This window comes from Ruegeria sp. BB10 (genome assembly GCF_056535725.1).
On the sequence record NZ_JBQFIW010000001.1, the window covers coordinates 3,086,291 to 3,109,707 of the forward strand.

General features: G+C 52.6%; 25 protein-coding genes. 17 read left to right on the top strand and 8 right to left on the bottom strand.

Features of this window, described 5'->3' with window-relative positions; genetic code table 11:
* Positions 1 to 3 precede the first annotated feature (3 nt).
* The 4 genes from ACR3EP_RS15855 to ACR3EP_RS15870 all read left to right on the top strand — a co-directional run bounded on the left by ACR3EP_RS15855 (position 4) and on the right by ACR3EP_RS15870 (position 3,034).
* Positions 4 to 429, top strand: coding sequence for an acyl-CoA thioesterase (locus ACR3EP_RS15855; protein ID WP_170552496.1), 426 nt, complete (start codon positions 4 to 6; stop codon positions 427 to 429).
* A gap of 365 nt (positions 430 to 794) precedes the next feature.
* On the top strand, positions 795 to 1,295 hold the full coding sequence (locus tag ACR3EP_RS15860) for a GNAT family N-acetyltransferase (RefSeq protein ID WP_480638626.1): 501 nt from the start codon (positions 795 to 797) through the stop codon (positions 1,293 to 1,295).
* 176 nt (positions 1,296 to 1,471) lie between these two features.
* The gene (locus tag ACR3EP_RS15865) at positions 1,472 to 2,458 is read left to right on the top strand and encodes a DMT family transporter (RefSeq protein WP_170552502.1); all 987 of its coding nucleotides are present in this window, start codon (positions 1,472 to 1,474) and stop codon (positions 2,456 to 2,458) included.
* Positions 2,459 to 2,566: 108 nt separating this feature from the next.
* The gene (locus ACR3EP_RS15870) at positions 2,567 to 3,034 is read left to right on the top strand and encodes a lytic transglycosylase domain-containing protein (protein WP_254429585.1); all 468 of its coding nucleotides are present in this window, start codon (positions 2,567 to 2,569) and stop codon (positions 3,032 to 3,034) included.
* Positions 3,035 to 3,807: 773 nt separating this feature from the next.
* Here ACR3EP_RS15870 and ACR3EP_RS15875 read toward each other — a convergent pair.
* Positions 3,808 to 4,227, bottom strand: coding sequence for a hypothetical protein (locus ACR3EP_RS15875; protein ID WP_170414957.1), 420 nt, complete (start codon positions 4,225 to 4,227; stop codon positions 3,808 to 3,810).
* A gap of 569 nt (positions 4,228 to 4,796) precedes the next feature.
* On the opposite strand from ACR3EP_RS15875, the gene ACR3EP_RS15880 reads away from it, so the two are divergent.
* The 4 genes from ACR3EP_RS15880 to ACR3EP_RS15895 all read left to right on the top strand — a co-directional run bounded on the left by ACR3EP_RS15880 (position 4,797) and on the right by ACR3EP_RS15895 (position 10,012).
* Positions 4,797 to 5,393, top strand: a complete 597-nt coding sequence (locus ACR3EP_RS15880) for a TetR/AcrR family transcriptional regulator (RefSeq protein ID WP_170352048.1) — start codon at positions 4,797 to 4,799, stop codon at positions 5,391 to 5,393.
* A 122-nt stretch (positions 5,394 to 5,515) separates the two neighbouring features.
* Positions 5,516 to 6,622, top strand: coding sequence for an alkene reductase (locus tag ACR3EP_RS15885; protein WP_480638627.1), 1,107 nt, complete (start codon positions 5,516 to 5,518; stop codon positions 6,620 to 6,622).
* A 340-nt stretch (positions 6,623 to 6,962) separates the two neighbouring features.
* Positions 6,963 to 8,852 (top strand): SLC13 family permease, encoded by a 1,890-nt coding sequence (locus tag ACR3EP_RS15890; protein ID WP_480638628.1) that lies wholly within the window; start codon positions 6,963 to 6,965, stop codon positions 8,850 to 8,852.
* A 254-nt stretch (positions 8,853 to 9,106) separates the two neighbouring features.
* Positions 9,107 to 10,012, top strand: coding sequence for a haloalkane dehalogenase (locus ACR3EP_RS15895; RefSeq protein WP_480638629.1), 906 nt, complete (start codon positions 9,107 to 9,109; stop codon positions 10,010 to 10,012).
* A gap of 32 nt (positions 10,013 to 10,044) precedes the next feature.
* Here the strand turns inward: ACR3EP_RS15895 and ACR3EP_RS15900 are convergent, their stop codons facing one another.
* Positions 10,045 to 10,932 carry a LysR family transcriptional regulator gene (locus ACR3EP_RS15900; protein ID WP_480638630.1) on the bottom strand — a complete coding sequence of 296 codons (888 nt, stop codon included), beginning with the start codon at positions 10,930 to 10,932 and terminating at the stop codon, positions 10,045 to 10,047.
* A 104-nt stretch (positions 10,933 to 11,036) separates the two neighbouring features.
* Between ACR3EP_RS15900 and ACR3EP_RS15905 the strand changes: the two genes are divergently transcribed.
* The 7 genes from ACR3EP_RS15905 to ACR3EP_RS15935 all read left to right on the top strand — a co-directional run bounded on the left by ACR3EP_RS15905 (position 11,037) and on the right by ACR3EP_RS15935 (position 14,946).
* Positions 11,037 to 11,327 (top strand): putative quinol monooxygenase, encoded by a 291-nt coding sequence (locus ACR3EP_RS15905; protein WP_170352043.1) that lies wholly within the window; start codon positions 11,037 to 11,039, stop codon positions 11,325 to 11,327.
* Between the two features lie 26 nt (positions 11,328 to 11,353).
* Entirely contained in the window at positions 11,354 to 12,370 is a 1,017-nt protein-coding gene (locus ACR3EP_RS15910; RefSeq protein ID WP_480638631.1) for a zinc-binding alcohol dehydrogenase family protein, read from the top strand.
* Positions 12,367 to 12,747 carry a VOC family protein gene (locus tag ACR3EP_RS15915; RefSeq protein WP_170352041.1) on the top strand — a complete coding sequence of 127 codons (381 nt, stop codon included), beginning with the start codon at positions 12,367 to 12,369 and terminating at the stop codon, positions 12,745 to 12,747. The genes ACR3EP_RS15910 and ACR3EP_RS15915 overlap by 4 nt, the downstream gene beginning before the upstream one ends.
* A 145-nt stretch (positions 12,748 to 12,892) precedes the next feature.
* Positions 12,893 to 13,276 carry a nuclear transport factor 2 family protein gene (locus ACR3EP_RS15920; RefSeq protein WP_170352040.1) on the top strand — a complete coding sequence of 128 codons (384 nt, stop codon included), beginning with the start codon at positions 12,893 to 12,895 and terminating at the stop codon, positions 13,274 to 13,276.
* A 134-nt stretch (positions 13,277 to 13,410) separates the two neighbouring features.
* The gene (locus tag ACR3EP_RS15925) at positions 13,411 to 13,914 is read left to right on the top strand and encodes an aggregation factor core (RefSeq protein WP_480638632.1); all 504 of its coding nucleotides are present in this window, start codon (positions 13,411 to 13,413) and stop codon (positions 13,912 to 13,914) included.
* Between the two features lie 13 nt (positions 13,915 to 13,927).
* Positions 13,928 to 14,380, top strand: a complete 453-nt coding sequence (locus ACR3EP_RS15930; RefSeq protein ID WP_480638633.1) for a TspO/MBR family protein — start codon at positions 13,928 to 13,930, stop codon at positions 14,378 to 14,380.
* 65 nt (positions 14,381 to 14,445) lie between these two features.
* Complete coding sequence (locus ACR3EP_RS15935; protein ID WP_480638634.1) at positions 14,446 to 14,946, top strand: CIA30 family protein; 501 nt, start codon at positions 14,446 to 14,448, stop codon at positions 14,944 to 14,946.
* Between the two features lie 103 nt (positions 14,947 to 15,049).
* On the opposite strand, the gene ACR3EP_RS15940 is transcribed toward ACR3EP_RS15935, so the two are convergent.
* The 6 genes from ACR3EP_RS15940 to ACR3EP_RS15965 form a co-directional block, all read right to left on the bottom strand.
* A complete protein-coding gene (locus ACR3EP_RS15940) occupies positions 15,050 to 16,582 on the bottom strand; it encodes a phospholipase D family protein (protein ID WP_480638635.1) in 1,533 nt (510 codons plus the stop codon).
* A gap of 338 nt (positions 16,583 to 16,920) precedes the next feature.
* Positions 16,921 to 17,370: a MarR family winged helix-turn-helix transcriptional regulator gene (locus ACR3EP_RS15945; protein WP_480638636.1), complete on the bottom strand. Its 450-nt coding sequence runs from the start codon at positions 17,368 to 17,370 to the stop codon at positions 16,921 to 16,923.
* Positions 17,360 to 18,460: an Acg family FMN-binding oxidoreductase gene (locus ACR3EP_RS15950; protein WP_480638637.1), complete on the bottom strand. Its 1,101-nt coding sequence runs from the start codon at positions 18,458 to 18,460 to the stop codon at positions 17,360 to 17,362. The genes ACR3EP_RS15945 and ACR3EP_RS15950 overlap by 11 nt, the downstream gene beginning before the upstream one ends.
* A gap of 215 nt (positions 18,461 to 18,675) precedes the next feature.
* Positions 18,676 to 19,353 (bottom strand): GntR family transcriptional regulator, encoded by a 678-nt coding sequence (locus ACR3EP_RS15955; protein ID WP_480638638.1) that lies wholly within the window; start codon positions 19,351 to 19,353, stop codon positions 18,676 to 18,678.
* Positions 19,350 to 20,381 carry a Gfo/Idh/MocA family protein gene (locus ACR3EP_RS15960; protein WP_480638639.1) on the bottom strand — a complete coding sequence of 344 codons (1,032 nt, stop codon included), beginning with the start codon at positions 20,379 to 20,381 and terminating at the stop codon, positions 19,350 to 19,352. Before ACR3EP_RS15960 ends, ACR3EP_RS15955 begins: the two co-directional genes overlap by 4 nt.
* Positions 20,378 to 21,466: an isocitrate/isopropylmalate dehydrogenase family protein gene (locus tag ACR3EP_RS15965; RefSeq protein WP_480638640.1), complete on the bottom strand. Its 1,089-nt coding sequence runs from the start codon at positions 21,464 to 21,466 to the stop codon at positions 20,378 to 20,380. The genes ACR3EP_RS15960 and ACR3EP_RS15965 overlap by 4 nt, the downstream gene beginning before the upstream one ends.
* 135 nt (positions 21,467 to 21,601) lie before the next feature.
* Here ACR3EP_RS15965 and ACR3EP_RS15970 point away from each other — a divergent pair, with 135 nt between their 5' ends.
* Together ACR3EP_RS15970 and ACR3EP_RS15975 are read left to right on the top strand one after the other, a co-directional pair.
* Positions 21,602 to 22,609: a Bug family tripartite tricarboxylate transporter substrate binding protein gene (locus ACR3EP_RS15970; RefSeq protein WP_480638641.1), complete on the top strand. Its 1,008-nt coding sequence runs from the start codon at positions 21,602 to 21,604 to the stop codon at positions 22,607 to 22,609.
* A gap of 57 nt (positions 22,610 to 22,666) precedes the next feature.
* Positions 22,667 to 23,416 carry a hypothetical protein gene (locus ACR3EP_RS15975; protein ID WP_480638642.1) on the top strand — a complete coding sequence of 250 codons (750 nt, stop codon included), beginning with the start codon at positions 22,667 to 22,669 and terminating at the stop codon, positions 23,414 to 23,416.
* The last annotated feature ends 1 nt before the right edge of the window (position 23,417 follow it).

Genomic DNA, 23,417 nt, shown 5'->3' on the forward strand with positions numbered 1-23,417 from the left:
TACATGTCAGCAATGGTTTCATTTCGCTCGGTTGTTGATCCATCGGATTGCGATTTTCTTGGACATATGAATGTTTCGAGGTACTTCGCCGCATGTTCCGACGGTGTTTTAGCCATTCAATCTGAAATGGGGTTAACCGCAAACGATATGCGAACGGGCCGCCGTGTTTCATTCGCCGTAGTCAACGCTCAAAGCGATTTCCGCGCAGAGCTTACTGCTGGTGAATCGATACGGCTGGAGACGGAAGTTGTAGCGATTGGCTCCAAATCCATGACCTTTAGACATCGGCTTTTTCGAGCTGACGGCAACAAAATAGCGTTCGAAACCGAATTCAAATGCGTACTGCTAAGCCTCGAAACCCGCCAAGCCACAGAGATACCCGATGACGTTCGCGAACGTGCAACCAAATGGTTGGGGAATCCAACCTGAATGACCAGAAAGTCCCGAATTGCGTTGGTTCACTCCGACCAATCTTAGCGCCGTACATCAATCGGTGGCTTTGGTCAGCATCGCTAGAATTACAAAGCTCGGTTTTGAAGGTCCGCTTTGGGCTGCGATCTGTCGCAGACATTGTATGCAGAAAATGTCTGCAGTGAGCCCAATGCAGTCATCCATCGTTGCTTGAGCAGGACAATAAATTGCGCATTTGACAACAAGTATTTACGGCCCTCATGCTAAAATTTGGAAATCGAAGTGGAACGACCAAAGGTAATTTCATGTTTAGATCATCAACCCGAAGTGAAGCAGAAAGTTTGTTAAGCGGACTTGCTCTTGGATTTTCTGCGGACCCATTCATGCGTTGGCTGTATCCTGAACCTGCCGATTTCCTCTCCCACTTCCCGCGAGTAATGGACTTCTTTGGAGGGCGTGCATTTGAACAGGGCAGCGCGTTTCGAAACGATGATTTCACCGCTGGCGCACTTTGGCTTCCGCCAAGCATTCACCCTGATGAAGAACGGCTTGTCGCCTGTTTTGAGCAGACGGTCTCACCAGAAAAGCATGAAGCGTTGTTCGAAACCTTTGGGCAGATGGACAATTATCATCCCGATGAGGACTGCTGGCATTTAGCTTTTATTGCAGTCGACCCAATTCGCCAAGGAAAAGGGTTGGGTTCCGCGTTGCTTGAATGCTGCCTCAAACGTTGTGACGAAGATGGAAGACCTGCTTACTTAGAGTCGACAAACCCTACAAATCTATCGCTATATAAGCGCTATGGTTTTCAAGAGATGGGTCTAATCAAAGCCGACCAAGCCCCACCCCTATTTCCGATGTTTCGAGCCGCCCAATCGCGATAGATCAAAAGGCTGCATTGTCCGCTTCTCGGAAAACTGCAAAGTCTAGTTTTGAATTTCCGGTTTGGGCTGCGACCGGTCACAGATACGCGTCGCGGATATCTGAGCGAACTGCCGTGTCGCAAAGCGACGTGACCTATTCTTTGACCCATGGTAGTGGCCCTGTGAAAGGGCAATCCATGACAGCGGAACAAAAACTACAAAACCCGACAGCTGGTATTGTGTTCGTGCTGATCGGAATATTGGCGATTTCTGTCAATGACATGCTGATCAAATTCCTGTCTGGCGGTTACCCATTGCACCAGATGGTGTTTACAAGATCGTTGATCGGGATCGGGTTCAGCTTTGCCCTGGTCCAGATGGAGGGCGGTTGGCGCATCCTGAAAACCGATCAGCCGGGACTTCACCTTGTGCGCGGTTTGCTGATTGTCATTGCCAATCTGACGTTCTTTACGGCCCTGGCGGTAATGCCGCTGGCAGAAGCCACCGCTGTTTTCTTCGTAGCCCCCTTGATGATCACCTTGCTGAGTATCCCATTGCTTGGCGAAAAAGTTGGGCCGATGCGGATTGGTGCTGTGCTTGTGGGATTTTTGGGCGTGGTGATCATGACTCGCCCATGGGAGGCAGGCGGCGAGCGTGAAGTTGGTCTGTTGATGTATGCCTTACCGATTCTTGCTGCATTTACCTATGCCCTCAACAACGTGATGACCCGTTTTCTTGGCGCAAAGTCCAAAGCCTCAGCAATGGCCGTGTACATTCAGGCGTGCTTTATCGTTGTCAGTCTGTTGTTCTGGTCAGTGGCAGGGGATGGACGTTTTGCGAGCGAGCTCGAGAACGATAGCCTGATCTTCTTACTGCGTGCGTGGGTTTGGCCCGAAGGGGCTGACCGCTGGTTGTTTATTGGCCTCGGATTCAATTCTGCAATTGTCGGGTATTGCCTTGGCCAGGCCTACCGAATGGCAGACGCAGCTACAGTGGCACCGTTTGAATATGTCGGTCTTCCCATGGCTATTTTCTGGGGATGGGTCATCTGGGGCGAACTCCCAAACCTGCCTGTCGCAGTCGGTATTTCACTGATCTTGGGGTCAGGACTGTTTGTCTTTTTGCGCGAGCGTCAGAAAAAGAGGCACGTTGTTACTGAAAAGAGAGTGCACCGTCGGTATTAGGTGCCAAATCAATTCTGGCCAAAAGCCGCTCAAAAATACCTTGGGATATTGAATATCAATCACAGTTGAGCACTGATGAATCTTGTCATTAATGAGATGAGATTTTTGATGCGATACACAGTCATTCTTGCTGCGCTAATTCTTACCGCTTGCGGCAATGAACCCACAGAGCCTTTGACGCGACTTTATCCCGGTGAAACCCCTGAGCTGCGCGTGATGATCAACGAAACTGCGGACGCAAACGGTGTACCGCGGAGCCTCGTACACCGTGTGATCCAGCGAGAAAGCGACTACCGCCCCAATGCCCGAAATGGTCCCTATTATGGGCTGATGCAGATTCTGCCTGCAACTGCGCGCCAGATGGGATTTCGCGGACAGCCTTCCGACCTCTTAGACGCTCAGACCAATCTAACATACGCCGTTAGATATTTGCGTGGTGCTTGGATGGTTTCAGATGGAAATGAGCCCGAAGCGGTCATGTGGTATGCCCGCGGGTATTATTACGAGGCGCGAAACAGATGCATGCTTGTGGCCACCGGGCTTAGGGATACTGAGGTGCGAAAGTACTGCGGATGAAGCCCGTCTCTGACATTCTTACTCCCCTCTGGATTTGAGACTTTTGGGCAAATTGCTAACTTTGAGTTATTTGTCATGGCCCCGGAAAAGCTAGTTGTCGGGCGTGCGAGCGCTTCCTCAGGAGAGGCTCCAATTCTGCAAACGACCTAGTCCTCCGGCGCAAGTAGTTTGCACTGGTGTGGAAAGACGGGAGACTGGCACCGAAATTCCTACCTGTGCGTTGCTTTAGGTGACATCTGGCGACACGCCGTGCTTATTACCAGAAGTTGGTTCAATCTCCCGAATTGCCAACTCCGCGATTTTTCGAACCAGATACCAAACGCTGCTCCGGCGTGTATGCCCCTTGATCCAGCCAGTCACACCCTGAGCCGGGATCCCACCGCTAGTGTGGATGAGGATCTGGCGCGATTGCGCAGGCAGATGATGGCTGTGTTTGAGCGGTGAAGTCTGTTTGACAGAAATATGCAGAAACCGAGTTTGTTGAATTTCCGCTACGCGTAGCGGCAGATAACAGATTTGCAGAGCAGTTGTACTTGTCGGTGGGATTTCCTCCAACGGGTATCTATATTCGAAGACCTAGTTATTACCCGTATTTCAGTATGCTCTTGGCCATTCGTATTTATGGATGGGCTGCTTGGTATTGTCTCTGAATTCTCAGAAGAGAATGGACATTTAAGTGCCCTGATCTCGCTATTCTTGCCGGAGGCAGAAAAAGCAGGGGAGACACGAATTTGCCAGATGCTGTACGACGTATGAGTGACCAAAAGCTAACACTAAGCTGCCTTCAGACCACCAGCATCGCCTGCGATACCGACTATGCAATCATCGCCGATCTGAATGCGATTTGCCGGGCTTTCCCCTCCGAGTTCCAGTTTGGGTGAGGTTAACCAGAACGCGCATTGCCACGGGGTCATTTCACGTGGCAGGGCTTTCAACACTTTTTCCATCAAAGGAAGCGGGGTTCCATCCTGAGCAAACTGGAAAGATGGATAGGCGTTGGCTCCTTTGTAAGGTAAAGAAAGCACCTTCCCGGTTCGTGTCCAGATGTCGGCTATCCGCGTGATCTGCCAGGAGCCCTTCTGCCATTGTGCGTGCACGCCTACATCGTCCAGCAACGGATACTCACGCGCAAAATCATCCATCCGGATGTCATTGACCGCGCAACAATGCCCCTCGAAATTATGCAAATACATCTACTCACTCACTGAACTCACTAACAACTCATGAAACGATACTGCCAAAAAACCGTTCTAACCAAAGTTAAGAAGTTCACATTGGGCAAATTAAACTTCAGCTGCCCTCGTTTTTTTGCCTAGCGCGCTGAAATTATTGTTGGTTTGCTTACGATGACCCGCCGTTCTGATGCTCGTAAAACCAGTTCTGAATTCCTGGCTTTGTTACTCATTGGAGTAGTAATCCTCACAAGATGAGGGCATTGGTCATGAATCTACCGAACCAATCTCTGGTTTGTGAGTGATCAAGATCAGCGCGTTGGACAAAGCCGCCAGTCACTCAGTCCAGTGTTGGAAACTAGTACCGAGCGCGGGCTCTCTTTTCTACGATCACGATCCTCCTCGTCTGACACTCCCGCAAAAAGACAAACAGTCCTGATCCTAAGATTAGCGTGACACCAACCGGGATGGGGAGGTTTTGTATTTCTACCGACCTAAATTCCTTTCTCTGATCACAATACGGACTGACCATTCCAAAAATTTCCTACCGCCACCTTGAATTTCTGGACCAATCATTCCAAATCATCCGCATGAGCAAAAAAACTCTCCCAAATGGCGACATCAAATCATCCGCAGGTCCAGGTAGACCTCGTGCCTTTGACGAAGCTGAGGCATTGGAAAAAGCCTTGTGTGTATTCTGGCACAAGGGCTACGAGACCGCGTCCGTGGATGATCTGACCAAGGCCATGGGTTTGAGTCGGTCCAGCTTCTATGGAGCGTTCGGCAACAAGCAGGCTTTGTTTCACAAAGCCCTCAGCCACTATTCAAGGCGTGGTTTGAAAGCGCTGCGTGACGTTGCTGACGCGGGCGGAGATGACCCTGTTGGTGCGATAATGGAAGCTTTGGCGAACCCGCAAGGCGGTCGTGATGGCTGCATGCTTATCAACTGCCTGACGGAACTTGCTCCTCATGATGATGAAGTGGCGGCTCTCGGGCGGCAGCATTTGGAGAATATTGACGAGATTATTGCGAGAACGCTTGAGCCTTCGGATCCGGGACAGGCCCTCGACAAGGCACGCGCCTTTGCGTCCCTTGCAATCGGAACACTAGCCTTGCGCAAGGCGGGCGTTCCCGCTGAGCAGATATCGCAAACCCTGAAACAAGCCCGGTTGGTGATTTCGCCATAAGGCCTCCCGCCACCATAAGGAAATGAAACCTAAAACAAACTCAATCAAAAGACAGTGACCCTAATATTGGACTGATTGGTCCAATAATATCTGAACGAAGTTTACCAAAGAAGGAAACAGCAATGGCTGATGAAAAACTGTTCTCCGGCATCAAAGCTGGTGCAATCGAGCTGAAAAACCGCATTGTCATGGCGCCATTGACCCGCAACCGGGCAAGAGCCGAGGATGACAGTGTCCATGAATTGCAGGCCAAGTACTACGCCCAGCGGGCGGGGGCAGGTCTGATCATCACGGAGGCTTCGCAAATCTCGCCCCAAGGCAAGGGCTATGCCTGGACGCCCGGCATTTATTCCGAAGCGCAGGTCGACGGCTGGAAAAAAGTGACTGAGGCCGTCCATGCCAAGGACGGGAAGATTGCAATCCAGCTTTGGCATGTGGGCCGGATTTCGCATTACAGCTTGCAGCAGGATGGTGGCGCCCCTGTTGCACCATCCGCAATTGGAGCCAAGGCCAAGACGTTTGATGGTGAGCAGTTTGTTGAAACATCTGAACCGCGGGCTCTGGCCATCGAAGAAATTGCGAACATTGTTTCCGACTACCGGAGGGCCGCGGAAAACGCCAAAGAGGCTGGTTTCGACGGTGTCGAGGTCCACGCAGCCAATGGATATCTGATCGATCAGTTCCTGCGGGACGAGTCCAACAGGCGTGAAGACGAATACGGCGGTCCTGTCGAGAACAGAGCGCGATTCCTGAAGGAAGTCATGGACGTGGTTGTCGACGTGTGGGGCGCCGACCGCGTTGGTGTTCGCCTCAGCCCGTTCTCGGACGCCAACAACATCTCCGACAGCGACCCGCAGGCGACGTTCTCCCATGCCATCAAATTGTTGAATAGCTATGGGTTGGCCTATCTCCATCTCGTGGAAGGACAGACCGGCGGCCCGCGCGATATTCCGGAAGGTGGCGATCTGAAGGCGCTCTATGAGTTGTTTGACGGTGCGAAAATGGGCAACAACGCTTATGACCGGGAAATGGCGGTCGAAGCGGTTGAGACCGGTGCCGTCGATTTGGTGGCTTTTGGCCGACCGTTCATTTCCAACCCGGATCTTGTCAGTCGGCTGGAGAAAGACGCCTCGCTGAATGAGCTGGATGCAACTACCCTCTACGGCGGTAACGAAAAAGGATACACCGACTACCCAGCACTAGAAGAGGAAGCGGTTGCCGCAGAGTGAAGCATCACTCTTAACTCCTTGGTAACAGGCAATACCAAATAGAGTGAGCGCGCCGGTTTGGACGCGCTCACTTCGAGGTTACGGCAATACCCTTTCTTGAAGCGGGGTTCTGTCACAAGTCTACGAATGGACTGCTTCCCTCCGATTGCGGGGATTAAGAGAGGCTTTTGAGTTTATCATCAGCGTCTCTTTCAGTTGGCGAAATCCAGGTTTCAGCAGATACCACGTCCGAGAAAACGAGCTGCGTGAGCCGACGTGATAGATTTTGGACTTATCTGCCGCGCAGAGTTGGTTCTTCGTATTTGCTGCTGGTCAGGTAACGTTAGGTTGGGAGTACGATATGGAATTACCAACACTGACATACGAAATGATAGCCGTACTGAGTCTATTGTCTTTTACGGTCTTACTTTTTGTTACCGAGATTATACGGATCGATGTTTCAGCAATTCTTGTAATGGTACTGCTTGGCGCACTGAGCTATCTACCGGGGCTAGGTAATCTAGCCGATATATCCAAGCTCTTTGAAGGTTTCTCCTCCAACGCTGTGATGTCCATCATCGCAGTGATGGTTATTGGGGCTGGGCTTGATAAGACTGGACTTATGTCAAAGGTCGCGGCCTTGATCCTTAAGAATGGTGGCACGACAGAGGCCCGGATAATCCCCATAATTTCAACAACGGTTGGTGTCATCAGCTCTTTCATGCAGAACGTCGGAGCTGCCGCGCTTTTTCTGCCTGTTGTGAGCCGCATCTCAGCACGTACGGAAATCCCGATGAGTAGGTTGCTGATGCCCATGGGGTTTTGCGCGATTCTGGGTGGTACGATCACATTGGTCGGGTCGTCGCCCCTCATCCTGTTGAATGACTTGATCGTTTCGGCAAATTCATCCCTTCCGGCTGACCAACAAATGGAGACATTTGGGTTGTTTTCAGTCACGCCTATCGGTGTGATGCTGGTGCTGACAGGGGTGCTTTACTTTGTGCTCTTTGGTCGTTGGGTCCTTCCAGCGCAGCGAGAGCGTGGAGAAGACGCAAGCTCAGCTCGGTCCATGCAGACCTATGTAGAAAACACCTATGGGCTTAGGGCCGATATGTTCGAGATTCGTGTTCCAGAAGGCTCGATCTTGATTGGACAAACGCTCGCGGATGTCATGGTCGCCCATAATATTTACATTCTTGGTACATCCTATCGCGGCCACAAGGTCATCGCGCCGATGGCTGATACAAAGATCGAAGCCCCGGCGCGGCTCGCAGTGCTTGGCCTACGTCGGGTGGTTGAGCATCAGTTCGCTGAGCCTTACGGCTTGGAGATACTACCCCAACTAGATGTCTTTGCAGATGATTTCGCGGCGACTCAATCAGGGGTGGCAGAGGTTGTTATTCCGCCCGGTTCATCGGTCATTGGCCAGACTCCGATTGATCTGCGCCTCCGTCAGACACATGGTTTGTCTCTGTTGGCCATTCAGCGCGGCGAAGAAACACTAAGCCATGTAGAAACCGAGGATCATTCAGCCACGCATATCGGGCAAGTCCCTTTGCAGGCTGGTGATACGTGTGTGGTGCACGTGCAGTGGGACCGTCTGACACGACTGAAGTCTGACAGGGATTTCGTCGTTGTAACTTCGGACTTTCCCCAGGAAGAGTTACGGCCACACAAGGTCGGATGGGCGCTGGCCTTCTTTCTAATAGCGTTGAGCTTAATTTTGTTCTCTGATCTGCGCTTGTCATTGTGCCTATTAATTGGCGCTATTGGGATGGTTTTGAGCCGGGTGCTCTCGATTGATGAAGCCTACGAGTCGATCAGTTGGAGCACAGTTTTTCTGCTCGCTTCGCTGATCCCGTTGGGCCAGGCGGTTCAGAACACCGGCACTGCGGATTGGATTGCAGCGCATGTGTTGGCCCTCATTAAAGGGTGGCCGCTCTGGTCTTTGCAAGCAGGAATCGCCGTTTTGGCAACAGCGTTCACGCTGGTGATGTCCAACGTAGGCGCAACTGTTCTGCTGGTTCCACTGGCCGTTTCTATTGCGGTATCAGCAGGTGGAAACCCAGCCGTCTTCGCTCTCACCGTGGCAATTTCAACGTCCAACTCATTTTTGATCCCAACACACCAGGTGAACGCGTTGATCATGGGACCAGCAGGCTATCGGGTGGTCGATTTTGTTCGCTCGGGCGGAATTATGACTCTGCTTTTCTTGGTTGTCTCAATGACCGGACTTGCGCTCTTCTTCTGATGCGCTTCTTGGCGATCCGCATTGCTGAACTCTGCTTCAGCTCAAAAGAACTGGCAAGATGAGGTCTTTGAGACCAATCCTTTTGTTGGAGCAGCAGATCCGAGATCTATACAAATGGAACTTCGCTGCGAGCAAGAGAAGAAGGGCGGCGAACAAATGCAAACCTGACGCCGACATACCCTGGTACTGGACCGTTTTTGTTTTATCGATCACTGTTGCTTGGCCAATACCGTCGGCATATTGGAGAGTTCACAATGAAGTTCCTTCGAACACCTGACCATCGGTTTGACGGGTTGCCAGATTTCGCATTCGGCCCGAACTATCTTGATGTGGATGATACCGAAGGCGGTCGTCTCCGAATGCACTATTTGGACGAGGGGCCGACACAGGCACCGACAGTATTGTTGATGCATGGAGAGCCAACCTGGTGCTTCCTGTATCGGCACATGATCCCATTATTCAAAGATGCGGGCCACCGAGTTCTGGCGCCTGATTTGATTGGGTTCGGACGGTCGGACAAGCCAGCTGAGCGGTTCGATTACACGTACCAACGCCATGTAGACTGGATGTCCGAGTGGTTGCGGAAAGTTGACCTAACGAGCATCACATTGGTTTGCCAAGACTGGGGCGGACTCATAGGCTTGCGGCTGGTTGCGAGTATGCCCGAGCGTTTCTCCCGTGTGGTTGTGGCGAACACGGCTCTGCCCACCGGTGACGTGCCCTTGGGCGACGCATTTCTTTCATGGCTGGAATACTCACAGTCTGTGCCTGAATTTAACTCGGGCCGTATTGTATTCGGCGGCACAACATCTAAAATTTCAGATGAAGAAGTCGCAGCCTATAACGCACCGTTCCCGGATGCGCGCTATCTGGCAGGCGCTCGAGAGTTTCCATTGTTGGTGCCCGACTCGCCTGACAATCCAGCTTCAGAAGCGAACCGAACCGCATGGGACACCCTCAAGACCCTCAACACCCCGTTTCTTACCGTTTTTGGAGAAGATGATAGGGTCATGGCGGGGGTAGACAAACTGTTCCAAAAGTCGATCCCTGGGGCAGTTGGTCAAAACCATACCGTTGTGCCTAAAGCCGGGCATTTCATTCAAGAAGATGCTGGCAGAGAGCTAGCACAGGCGACTTTGAAACTCATTAAGAAAACCTAGCTGGTATCAGTCTAGTTTCTTCCCCTGTGGCCTCAATTCACACCAAATTTGCGACGCAAGTGCTCGGCCAAGGCCGTTATGCGACGTGGTTGGGCTCGGCTAGGCGGAAACATCATTTGCAAAGGTTTCGGTGGTGGGAGGAAGTCGCGCAAGACAGAAATAAGTCGGCCAGATCGAACATCATCGCCGACATCCAGCTCGGACTTCAGTACGACCCCATGGCCTGCAATCGCCCAATCGCGGATGAGTGAACCATCATTGACTATTCGATTTCCCTTTACCGATACGCGCTGGGCATTTGGCCCTGATCCAAACTCCCAAACGTTGTCGATCATGTCGCCAAACCTCATGACCAAGCAGTTGTGGATTAATAGATCTTCTGGTTTTTCGGGCGTTCCGAATGAGGCCAGATAACTTGGGGACGCACATACGAAACGTTGGTAGCTTCCTAGATTTCGCAACCTGAGCGAGCTGTCTGTGATGTTGCCAAAGCGAACGGCGAGGTCGAAACCCTGGCCCACAAGGTCGACATAGCCGTCCGAGAGGGACAGTTCGATTGAGACGGCTGGGTTCTCTTCGGTGAATTCGGCAATAACCTTGGAAACAATGCTCCGTCCCAAGTCAATCGGCGCGCTTATGCGAATTGGACCAGACAGAGTTTCGGCACCGTGCCGAACAAGTGTATCCAGGTCCGCAACCTCACTGAGTATGCTTCTTGCTCCGTTAGCTAGTGTCCGGCCTTCTTCGGTCAGGCTAATGGAACGGGTGGTGCGGTTGAACAAAACCACTCCGTAATGTGCCTCGAGAGCCGCGAGCCGCTCGGACACTGTCGTGCTCGACATCCCTGTGTCGCGCGCCGCGGCCACAAGACTGCCTTTCTCGGCTATGGTCAGAAACAAGCGAAGATTGTCTAAATGCATTAAACGGTATTTCCGGATTATATGTTCGATTATACTCCGTTTATCCCGAAAAGACTGCGGCGTAAATCTAACGCATCGCGCAAATACACAAGGGACCTATTCCAATGGCCAAGTTGACAATCGTCGCCAACATCAAAGCTAACCCCGACAAGACTGACCTCGTAAAGGCCGAGCTGATCAAGCTCATCGACATAACCCGTGCCGAAGAAGGTTGCATTAACTATGACCTGCACCAGGACAACGACAACCCGGCTCATTTCGTGTTCTACGAAAACTGGCAAAGCCGAGAGCTTTGGCAAACCCACATGGGTGCTCAGCACCTTGCGGCTTACCTGGAAGCAACAGAGGGCGCCGTTGCAGAATTCACGTTGAATGAGATGACAGTCATCGGTTGATTGAGAACCGGACAAAGGAGCACGTTATGAAAGCCGTGGGATACCTTGAGACAGGGTCGATTGATCGGGCGGACGCCTTAATCGACTTTGAGGCCGACAAACCGACGCCGAAAGAGCACGACTTGTTGGTGAAGGTGCAGGCCGTGTCAGTGAACCCAGTTGATACGAAAATTCGTCAAAAACGTGCTCCTGTAGGTCCAATACCTGATATTCTGGGGTGGGACGCAGTAGGGATCGTCGAAGCAGTTGGTGAAACGGTTGAGACTTTCAGTTCGGGAGATACAGTTTGGTACGCCGGGGCAATAAACAGATCGGGGACCAATGCTGAGTTTCATCTGGTAGATGAACGTATCGTCGGGTCAGCGCCAAAGTCCATATCTGCAAAAGCAGCTGCGGCGATGCCGCTAACGACACTTACTGCCTTTGAGATGCTGTTCGACCGCTTGCGAGTTCAAGATGCCGTTTCCGGCGGGACCAATACGTTGTTGGTTATTGGTGGCGCAGGCGGTGTCGGGTCGATCACCATTCAATTGGCCCGGGCTCTTACTGAATTGACAGTGATAGCGACGGCGTCCCGACCCGAGACACAAGACTGGGTTCGAGAGCTGGGTGCACACCATGTCATCAACCATGCGGAACCTTTTGGCTCACAACTCGAGGCTCTCGGTATCGACAGCGTGGATTTCATTTATTCGACAAACCATTCCCAGCTTTATGCTTCCCAAGCTGGAGAGGTGATGACACCTCAAGGTCGCTTTGGGTTGATTGATGATCCTGAAACCTTCGACATCGCGCCATTCAAACCTAAATCGATCTCATTGCATTGGGAGTTCATGTACACTCGGTCGCTTTTTGGGACTGGAGATATGAACCGTCAAAGCGAAATCCTGAATCAGGTCGCCGGGTTGATAGATGACGGAAAGATCAGATCCACAGCGACCGATACACTTGGTAGGATCAATGCTACAAACTTAAAGAAAGCGCATACTATCCTTGAAAGCGGCAAGGCCAAAGGAAAGCTCGTGCTTGAGGGTTTTAGATGAGAATTGAGCGGCTGGATCATGTGAATATCGTGACGACTAAGTTGCCTGAGATGGTTACTTGGTATGAAGAGGTCTTGGGTTTAAAACTCGGGGCCCGCCCTGATTTTCCGTTTCCCGGAGCTTGGTTGTATGCGGGTGATCACGCCGTGGTTCACCTTGTGGGTCACGAAGGAACGCCTAATGTCGGCTCCGAAGTGAAGCTCAAGCTCGAGCATTTTGCGCTCTCAGCCACAGGGTTGAGAGCATTCGAAGAAAAACTGATCTCGTGTCAGATCCAGTATCGCAAATCCGAAGTCCCGGGATCCCGAATGATCCAAATCCATGTGGCCGATCCTGATGGAAATCACATTCACATAGACTTTGAAGAAACTGAATAAGTGGCTAACCCGCGAAATAGTCGCAACGCAAAATCAAGCCGGTAACTTCTTGCCGATTAGGGATTGAGGTCCTTGCCGGGTTGCTTCCAAGACTTGCGTGGGCCAACATTTTTTGGGCGGTGCAAATGTCGATTTGGAGATCAGTATGCCGGACCTCAAAACAAACAAGAAAAACGTCATCGCTTTCTACGAAATGATGTTCAACGAGTGTCGACCTGCCGAGGCCATAGAGATCTTTGTTGGGGAAACCTATACGCAGCACAACCCGCATGTTGGCGACGGCAAGCAAGCCTTTGTCGAGTACTTCGAGCGTATGGCTGCCGAATACCCGGGAAAGCGTGTGGATATCAAACGTGCCTTTGCTGAAGACGACCACGTTGTTTTGCATTGCCACCAAATCTGGCCCGATGGTCTCGAGTACGCAGGGATCGATATTTTTCGCCTGGATGTCGATGGGAAGGTTGTCGAGCACTGGGACGTTCTTCAGGAGGTTCCGGCAAACAGCGAGAATGAAAACGGCATGTTTTGACTTAACTGTTCTGACAGCGGAGCATGGAACATTGAAAGGTCCTGTCGGCTGAACCACGATAGTCAAAGGGCATAAGTCTGATCCAAGAAAGCCGCCAGAGCGTATTTGTCAGGAACCGTCGAAAGGAGACAAAAATGCTTCCGACCAGAATTATTGCGGTGTGCCTCGTACTTTTCGCAGCTACCTCGCTTCACGCCGGAGTTCAAATTCGCTTCATAGAAGGTGCACCAAAGGACCGTTTTGTTCTGACGAATGTCGGAACGTGCGAAGTAGAAGCCTCAACCCTCAAAATTGACTTGTCGCAATCTACCGGACGCCTGATTTTCGATGTCACCGAAAATGGCGCAGGCGTAGAGGTATTCCAGCCGCTTGAAATCGTTGAGGGTGTTGATGCACTGCGGCAACTTCCTTTGGTGGTGGACGGGCAAAATACAATTGAACTTGAGATCGCCGCCCTCGCGGCTGGGGACAAACTCGCCTTTACCATTGATGTTGATGATACAATCGGGCAACGCGAAATCACCGTAACCGAGTCCGAGATCGAAGGCGCAACAGTGTCATATGCCGACGCAGTTGAGACCATTACTGCAACCTTCTCTTCCGACGCAGTTGTCAACGTAGCGACCAAGGACTGCTGAAAGCTGCCTTACAATGTCGAACTGGATGGTCCGCATAGCATTTCTTGCCCTCGTGATGGGAGGCGGCATCCTGATCGGGATATTGACCGCACCCGGCGATTGGTATGCGCAGCTTTCTAAGCCCGCCTTCAACCCACCAAATTGGGTTTTTGGCCCAGTTTGGACGGTGCTCTATGTCTTGATTGCTTTGACGGGTTGGCGTCAGTTTGAAACAGACCGAAGTTCGATCGCAATGAAGCTGTGGTGGGCGCAGATGGGTCTGAACTTTTTGTGGTCCCCAACCTTTTTCGTACTGCAACTGCCGTGGTTTGCTCTTGTAGTCATTGTCGCGTTGCTGATCGTGATCGTCATGTTCATCGCTCGGGTCAGAAAGTCAGATCGGGTTTCGGCACTGGCCTTCCTACCGTACTTGGCATGGGTCGCATTTGCCACGGCGCTGAACCTTTCCATTGCGATACTGAACTGAGAAGGAACAATATGCGTGCCATTTTCATTGGGCTTGTTTCAGGTCTTGCTATAGTCGGATGCACAATGGCCCAGGCTGATGAAAATCTTGCAGAAGACTTCTCCAAGTCTCCGGAGATGCGTTGGGACTACGTTGCGGACACTGTCATGGGAGGAGTTTCTTCAGGGCAGGTGCAGTTTCGTTCGGAAGGTAATGTTGCATTCGCGCGGTTGACCGGAACCGTCAGTACAGAAAACAACGGCGGCTTCATCCAGTTCCGACGCAAGTTGCCTGATCGGCCAGATACGGGTGTATCAGGTGTCAGGCTATTGGTCCGGGGCAACGGCGAACAATACTTCGTCCACCTCAGGACAAGTGGCACCGTGCTTCCATGGCAATACTATCAGGCCGAGTTCGCAACTTCTGACGAGTGGGCCGAAGTCTATTTGCCTCTGTCAGGCTTCAAAGCTTCAGGTGCCATGTTGCGCGCTATTCCCGTTGCGGACGCAATAACCTCAGTTGGGGTTGTAGCCTTCGGGCGCGATCATGAGGCCAACGTAGATGTCAGCGAGATTGGTTTCTACTGAAGGTCGCCTGGACGATGGCCCGAAATACGTCAGGGTGCTTCCCATTCGCTGTAGACGCGTGTCCGAGAAGAGCGACACGCGGCCAGATTACTTGTCAACAAACCTAAAGCTGTGAACCAATTGGTAGAATACTTAGAAATCCAGCAACTATGTGATCCCAGGCCGATCCCGTCGGCTCGGATTGGTACTCAAGAACGTTGCCATCATCGTCTCTTGTCGTCCATTTAAGTTGACCAGCTTTCTCGAGCGTCACGTTATATGTGTATGCGGGCAGCGCGTCGTCCAAGGCACCCATAGTCCGTGAGGTCAATGCTGGTGAGTCAATCAGAATTCCCATTTCGGTGTTGATGTTGACAGACCGCGGGTCCCAGTTGAACGACCCTACGAACAAGTATCGGTCATCAACTGCAAATGCCTTGGAGTGTAGGCCTGATCGAGATTGAGCCCAGTTAATACCCCGACGTTGGACCTGATAGGCGTCGGGGCGCAGTTCGTAGAGTTCTACTCCACCGCGTAAAAGTGCTCGGCGTTTTTTAGCATAGTGTGCGTAAACGGGTGCGACGTCGTTAGATGCAAGTGAATTGGTTACAACCTTTACGTCGACGCCGCGGCTTTCCAGTTCGGTCAACCAATTCACACCGTTGTTGCGCGGCACGAAATAGGCGGAGACGATGGTCACCTCACTGCTGGCATTCTCAAAGTACGGAAGCAACTGAGATGCCAGAATGGGACCTGCGTTCTCGAGACCGGCGGCTTTCGACGGAGGATCAGCGTAAAGCTTCGCAGGCAGCCAATCCAATGACAGGGCTCCATCTGCGAAGTTCTCTTGTGCCGACTTTCTGAGGGCCGCGCCATACTGCGTCTGCTTCGCTTCCTCGACCAGTTCGTTCAACCTGCTTCGCGCATCACCAAGGTCAAATTCCTGTGGTTCTCCAACGACTACCCGAGCTGGAACGGCGAATTCGCTGTTCCAGTATGAGTCAAAGCTTCGCGACACCTCGCGTACTACGGGGCCTGCGGCCAGCACATCCAGATCAGCGTAGTTCATTTCTTCCCGCGCGAGGAAGTACTCGGCACCGATGTTTCTCCCACCCACAATCGTGAACACGTTGTCTGCCGTCATTGACTTGTTGTGCATTCTGCGATTGATGCGTTTGAAGTCCGTCAGCCCCGCGATCAACAGGCTTTGATCTCGCCAAAATGGATTGAACAACCTGATCTCAATATTTTTGTGATTGTCCAACGCGGCCGTCATCGCGTCATAACTGGACGTATCCATGTCATCCAGTAGCAATCGGATGCGAACACCCCGATCTGCCGCCTGCAAAAGACTGGCTGCAAAAAGGTGGCCCGTTGGGTCGTTGTGCAGAAGGTAGTATTGCGCGTCTATCGTTTGCTCAGCCGCAGCCGCTAACAGCAAACGTGAAACAAGCGCTTCTTCGCCGTCACTGATCAGCTTGACCCCCGACCGACCGTCTTTGGGATCGCCAAGCCGGTTGGCTGCCTGACTAAGAGCTGTGCGCGAGTTTGCCGGAAGCGAGGCCGATACCGTCTTTTCATAGGTGCGAGTTTTTGGAGCGCAAGCAACAAGAGTCAGCGCACACCAAACACAAACCACAAACTTCCATCGCGTCATCAGCTTCCTCCATCCCCGTATCCTAGGTGACTACGTCGGAGCACGCGATTGCAAGTTTGTTCTATGTAGCCTGAGGTTGTTTCGTTTTTGGTGTTGATTTCGCACATCCTACTTTTTCGATTGGCGACTGTGACGGCGCGCTAGTTCGAACGAACTCTGGCAGTTCCCCAATAGGTGGGAATTTAACCAACCACTCGTGGTATTTGATGGTGACGCGTGGATTGCAATATTTGACGACATGCCCATCTTGCCTCGAGGATCGCCGTCGCTGCTCCTAGGCGCAGATAGCATGGTGTTCTGATCGTTTGAGGTCGTGCTTTGGGCGGCGCTGGCTCTACTTAGTCCCGTTCGCTGTCCAAAGCTTCGCGTATGAGCGTCAGATTCGGCAGCGAGTTGCGAAATGGATCGAATCCGAGTTCGTACAAAACAGGATCCAGGGCTTCCGACATCCGCTCCATACAAGCTTTCAAAAACTCAGCGCCTTGCGGCGTCGACCGGGCAATTTTAGAACGCTTGTCATCTGGGTTGGTCTCAAGAGTGATCAAGGTGTTATTTTCAAGGCTGGCGAGCATATGCGTCATCGAAGTTTTGGGCACCTGAAACGCGTTCGAGAGTTGCAGTGGGGTTTCACCCTCGGGACGCCGTACCAGATGGCCCAAAATTCCAAATTGAGTCGCTGTCATTCGACCAGGTAAGAACGCTTCAAGCTTGGTCGAGATCAACTGATTGATGATCCCGACCTCGGTGAAGAACCGGTAGACTTCGTTGGTCTCATCCTCAGGCTTCATTCAGAATTCGTGTCTCCAGCGGCCAGCGGGGTGTGGCAATTGGTTCGGGTCCATACCCCAAACGCAGCAACATTTGCACTGTGTGCCCTGTTGGCGCAAGAAGCTCATGCGCCAGAGCGTATTCATCGGCCATCTCGGGATATTCCTGAAGCGCCTGACTGACCGGATGAACGCCCAGGCCCATTTCGGTTGTCTTCAGGTAAAAACGCATCAATCGACGCCCGGCATTGAGTTGATCGCTTCGCGTATTTGTGGCTGTCGTGAGGACTGCGTATTGCGGCGTCGCGTCCAGCATTGCGAAGTAGCCTTGCATGTGTGACTGAGTGCCTGGGTGGTCAACGTTCATCAGGGTCTCATTGTCCAATAGGCCGGTAAGTCGCAGCGTTTCCAGCATGGGATCGCGCAATTCAATCCCGTCTGGGTTGGCAATGATTTCTGCTTTCCCGATCCGCATCAGGTCGACGGATTCTTTCAGGGTCTGCGGCGTTCGCATTTCGATTTCAAAGGCGCGTGTCGTGAGGTCTCGAATACGGGCCACCAAATCTTCACTGGTAATCAGAGTGGCGTAGTTTTCAAGGGCCGACACTTCCGCCTCGGACAGCCGCTGTTCAGTGTACGGTTCTTTGTTTGAATGTCGGTTGAGGATTTGATCTGATAGTGGATCGGATGTCCCGCCCGGCACAAACACTGCTTCTGCGATGGGCCCGTCATCCCCATCTGGCAGTAACTTGACCTCGGTATCGAACCCGAGAGCACCTGCCGCCAGGACCATCGTCTCAACAAAGGCGCCGAGGCCAATATAGAGCTGGCGGTGGTAAGGATCGGTCTCCGGAAGCTCGCGATCTGTATCACGGTGGATGCGCACCCTGTCTTGCCCAACCAACTCGACCAGCCAAGGTTGCAAGTTGTGTGGATTGGGGGCGAGAATTGCGTAGGACAAAGCGGCTTTGCGTGGGTCGTCATACGGTTTTGGCGTCCACGGAGCCAGCGCGTCATGCGGCGTGCGTGTAGCGAGGAACGCAATCGCACCGGTTGCCGCCAGTATTGTGCCTCCGCCTAGAATCTTGAGAAAACGTCTTCGGTTTGGCATCTTGACTCTCCAATAGTGCGATATCGTACTAATTTAATACGAATTCGTACCACATCAACCCCAAACGATGCAGTGATTGGTTGAGTGATTTGAAAAAAGAAAATCAGAACAGCCGGACGCAACCGTGGACTGCCGTGGGCGACAAGTATTCGGAGCGCCTTTGATGTCGAAAATTGGCAGTTATTTTAGTTGATTAACGACCGGACACGAGAAGATCAGAGGCTGTTGAGCCGATGCTTTTCGAGTATCCCGCATAGCATAGCCTGCGCTTGCAGCCTGTGTTCTCGATGACGTTCGCGGGCGGCATCTGGACGACCTTCACTAATCGCTTGAAAAACAACCCGGTGATCTTCATTGGATTTGACGGGCAGGGGCCTGATGAACAACGTCGTTGCGCGCGCGCGACGCACCTGGTCGCTCATCATGGCGACAATCGCTTCGACACGTTTGTTGCCGCCCAACCGAACGAGCTCCTGATGAAACAACTCGTCGGCCTCGGCCCAGGCTTCAAGGTCTCCGGCTTCGATGGCTTGGTCCATCTTTGCAATTGATCCAGCAAGTACCGCCAGTTCATCTTCTGAATAACCCGCTTCGGCAGCGCGCTGCGCTGCGAGGCTCTCGAGTTCCGTCAGTATGTCGTAAATTTCACGCATATCATCTGATGAAACAGGTAGTATCCGCACGCCCTTGCGGGGCCGCATTTCTAGCAACCCCTTACTTTCCAACATCAGCGCGGCTTCCCGTATCGGGGTGCGGGACATACCAAGGGTTTCCGCGAGTTCCGATTCCAGATGGTCAGTTCCGGCCGCAAGTTCGCCGGAAAGGATCATCTGTCGCAAATCCCTAACGGCGCGTTGCGTATTGGAAAGAGTTTTTGCGTCTTGACCCTTCACGGCGTCTCCAGGTTGATCTTTCGTCCCTCCGCAGCCGAGAGATAGATGTTCTCTTCGATGCGGATCACGTCCAAATAGTCTCGAGCCGTGTTTTCCAGCGGCGTGCCCTTTACAAGGCCTGAAACGACGTGACTTTGCAAGGCGTGGACGCAGTCGCCTCCAAACCCATCATGATCGCTCGGAGGTAAAACCTGCTGCCGCTCCTGTTTTCCAAAAACGCGGAGTTCTACTGAACCGTCGCCGTTAAGAACCAGTGATCCTTCCGTTCCTTCGACGAGAGCTTCGCCCATGGTCTGACGCAGGTTTTCGGCGCTGTGGTCAAGGCATCGGTTCCCATCGAACAGAGCTTTCAAACCGTTGGGGTGGTCAAACAAGATGTAACCTGCATCCTCGCCCGCGATAACGGGGTTAACTTGGCGCAAGTCCGCATAAACTGCGCTGGGCGCATCGAACAAAAATCGGAATGTGTCTACCCAGTGAACCGCTGTTTCATGCACCAGAAAACGTGGCATGTCCTGAAAGTACGGCTGCCGGTCAAGGTAGGCGCGTGGTCCCTGTCCGTCGCCGGGCCGAAGCCGGAAAGTCGCTTGTAGAGGTGTTCCAATTCGACCCTCGGTCATCGCTACCTTGATCGCACGATACCAGGGCTGAAAGCGAAAATTCTCATGCACGACAATAGTTGCGCCTAGTGCTTCAGCCTCGGAAACGATCTTCTTAGCTTCATCCAATGACATGCAGAAAGGTTTTTGGCAGATCAGCCACTTGATACCAAACCGCAGTGCCGTTCGGATGGCGGCGGCCTGCGCAACAGGTGGAAGGATGATGTCCACGAGATCCGGTTCTTCCGCCTCCAGCATTTTTGACAGATCATCGTAAGCGGCCAGTCCTGTTTCCTTCGCCTTGTTGATATCACGGTTGCAGGATGCAATCGGAACCGCTCCGGGCATTCGGGACCAGCTTTCGTAGTGGAACCTGCTGAAGTACCCCGCACCCACACACGCGACCCTGATGGCTTGTTGAGTATTCATGCCCGCAATGCTTCCAATACCGACGAGGCTGCGTCCTGCGTTCCGGCCGTGCCACCTAGGTCACACGTCAGGTTCTGTCCGTTCGCAGTCACCTTTTCCACGGCTTCGCTCAACCGTTCGCCGTCGTTGGACAGGTCTGGATGATCATGGGTCAACCCCAACCATTCAAGCATCATTGCTGCGGACAGGATCATCGCAAAAGGGTTGGCAATACCCTGTCCGGCAATGTCCGGAGCGGAACCATGGCAGGGTTGGAATACAGCGTGATTCAAGCCGATATCCGCTGATGGCGCCAGCCCTAGACCACCCATGAGACCCGCGCCAAGGTCAGAGAGAATATCTCCGAACATGTTCTCAGTCACCAAGACATCAAATTCCCAAGGCTTCTGGACCATCCAGAGGGCGGTAGCATCAACATAGGCATGGTCTGCCTGCAAATCCGGATGGTTGGCCGCCTCAGCGTCAAACATCGATCTGAAGAACGCAAAGGCCCTGAATACATTGGCTTTATCGACGCAAGTAACCCGTCCTGGCCCGCGTCCGGATGCTTTCCGGTTTTTGGCCAAATCAAACGCAAACCGGAATAGTTTTTCGGATACATCGCGGGTGATCAGAAGAGTTTCGCGCGCCTCATCTTCTAAGACTTCTCCCGTTCCTTGCGTGAAAAACAATCCTTCGGTGCTTTCACGGATCAAGACAAAGTCGATCTCTTTTCCAGAGGGCAGCGCCAAGGGGGTCATTTGTCCGCTGCTTACCTTTACTGGCCGTACACCAGCGAAGAGTCCCAGTTGCTTTCGCAAATCAATCTGCGGTGAAATCTCGGTTCCGTCAGGGTATCGAACATCCGGCAAGCCCATTGCAGATAGCAGAATCGCGTCGGCGTTGCGTGCAGTTTCGAGTGACCCAGCCGGAAACGATTCTCCAGTTTTGGCGTAGTGGCCTGCGCCTGCCGGAGCGTCTGTAAACACCAGTTCGTAGGAAGGACTGCCGCGCGAGAGCTGGTGCAGAATTTCAAGCGTAGGGGCCATAATTTCCGGGCCGATTCCGTCCCCGTGGAACACTGCCACATCATAACTTTTCTTCATCTTAGCCCGCTTCCTTCCTGTTTCGCATTCATAGCGCGATAGCAGCTTTCACTACAGTCCGTTGACAACGCATTCTTTAATGTATACGCAAATAAATGCAATAATAAACGCAAAGATGTTTGGGAGGACTTGGAAATGAAACTGAAGCTAGGGCGGTTGGCGGCCGCAGCCGTGATGGCGACCGGGATTGCAAGTGCAGCTGCCGCGCAGGATTATCCCTATCGTGATATCACCACAGCTGTGGTCTGGGGGGCCGGTGGTGGCACTGACACGATCAACCGAATGATCATGGCCGAGATGGAAAAACACCTTCCGGTTTCGATCAATGTGATCAATCAAACAGGTGGGGTCGCAGGCTCTAACGGTATGGTCTACGTCATGAACCAACCAGACGATGGCTACACATTGGTTGGTCTGTCTGAATCGAACGTCACCGCTGCTGTGCAGGGTGGTTGGGATAAGAAATTTGACTTTTGGTATCCGTTTATTGTTGGCGGATCACCCGATCTGATCTCGGTTCCAGCGGACAGCCCTTACAATACTCTGGAAGAACTGGTCGACGCTGCAAAAGCTGCTCCTGGCACTATTCCAGCGGCGGCTTCCGGCGCGGGTTCGATCCACCATTTGAATCTTCTGGCCATCGAAAAAGGGTCAGGGACTGAGTTCAAGTTTGTTCCCTACAAAGGCTCAGCGCCTGGGCAGGAGGCAGCGATAGCGGGTGAAGTCGCGTTGGTTGTGACCTCACTGGCTGAACAAGCTCCGCTGATCGAAGGCGGCCAGTTGAAGCCGCTCGCGATGCTGACGCCCGAAGATGCGCAGATTGCAGGGGCAACAGTGCCTTCTGCCTTTGGCATTTATGACGGTCTCGATCAGTATTTACCGCTCAAACAGGCCATCGGGTTTGCAGTTCACAGTTCAGCCGGGAACGACGTAAAGGCAGCGCTTGGTGATGCCTTCGAACAAGCGATTGCGTCCGATACCGTCGCTGAATGGGCCTCTGCAAACAATTATGATGTCGGTGGTCAACACGGCGAAGAGGCTCAAGAGCTGTTTGCGAACCTCGAAGCTACCTTTGCCTATACCTTGCAAGATCTGGGTGCAGCGACCGTCGATCCGGCGTCGCTGGGTATCGAGAAGCCATAATCCGATCACTTTTGAAAGGGCGCGCCTGATCGCGCCCTTTCCGACAAGAGGCAGGCAATGGACAAACCTGACGATACACTGATCATGCGGGCGCGCGATTTCTGGGCCTCGATTGGTCTGATAGCAATTTCCACCTTTTTCCTTTGGAAGACGTTGGACATCCCTCTTTGGGGTGAAAACCGCGCAGGTGTAAGTGGATCGGATTGGTACAACTCGGCTGCAATTGTGCCGCTGTTCATCTTCGGGGGATTGCTTGGCTTGTCCTTCGTCTTGCTAGCTATTTCGATCCGCTCAGGTGGAGCCCAAAACGCGCTCAGTGCTTTGGGGATCGGATGGGATAGGTCGGAAGCCTATCGAGCTTCAACAATCGGCCTGATCCTTCTTGCATATGTCGTTGGGTTGGTTCCAAGAGTGGACTTCATTCTGTGTTCTGGCTTGCTGATTACAGCTTTGACTTACGGCTACTACGGCGGTCACGCGCGGCGTGCTTTGGTGGCTTGTATCGCAGTTGTCGTCGCCGGTTTGTTTGCGTTCGCCGTGTTTCCTGCTCAGGCGGATTGGAATGCGCACGGTGATGATTGGTTCACACTGGCCTTGTGGGTCGCGTTAACACTAGTGGTGTTGACCAAAGCGGCTTCTGAACGCGTTTTGCGGTTCGTTCCATTGGTGGCAATACTTGCCCCGCTCATCCTTGTTTGCGCGATGGCCTTTGTTTTCCGGCAGAACGTGCCCGCGCGCGGCGGGCTGATCTTCAAGCAAATCGAATACCACTACTACGTGACGCTTCGTCCGATTTGGAAAGATTGAC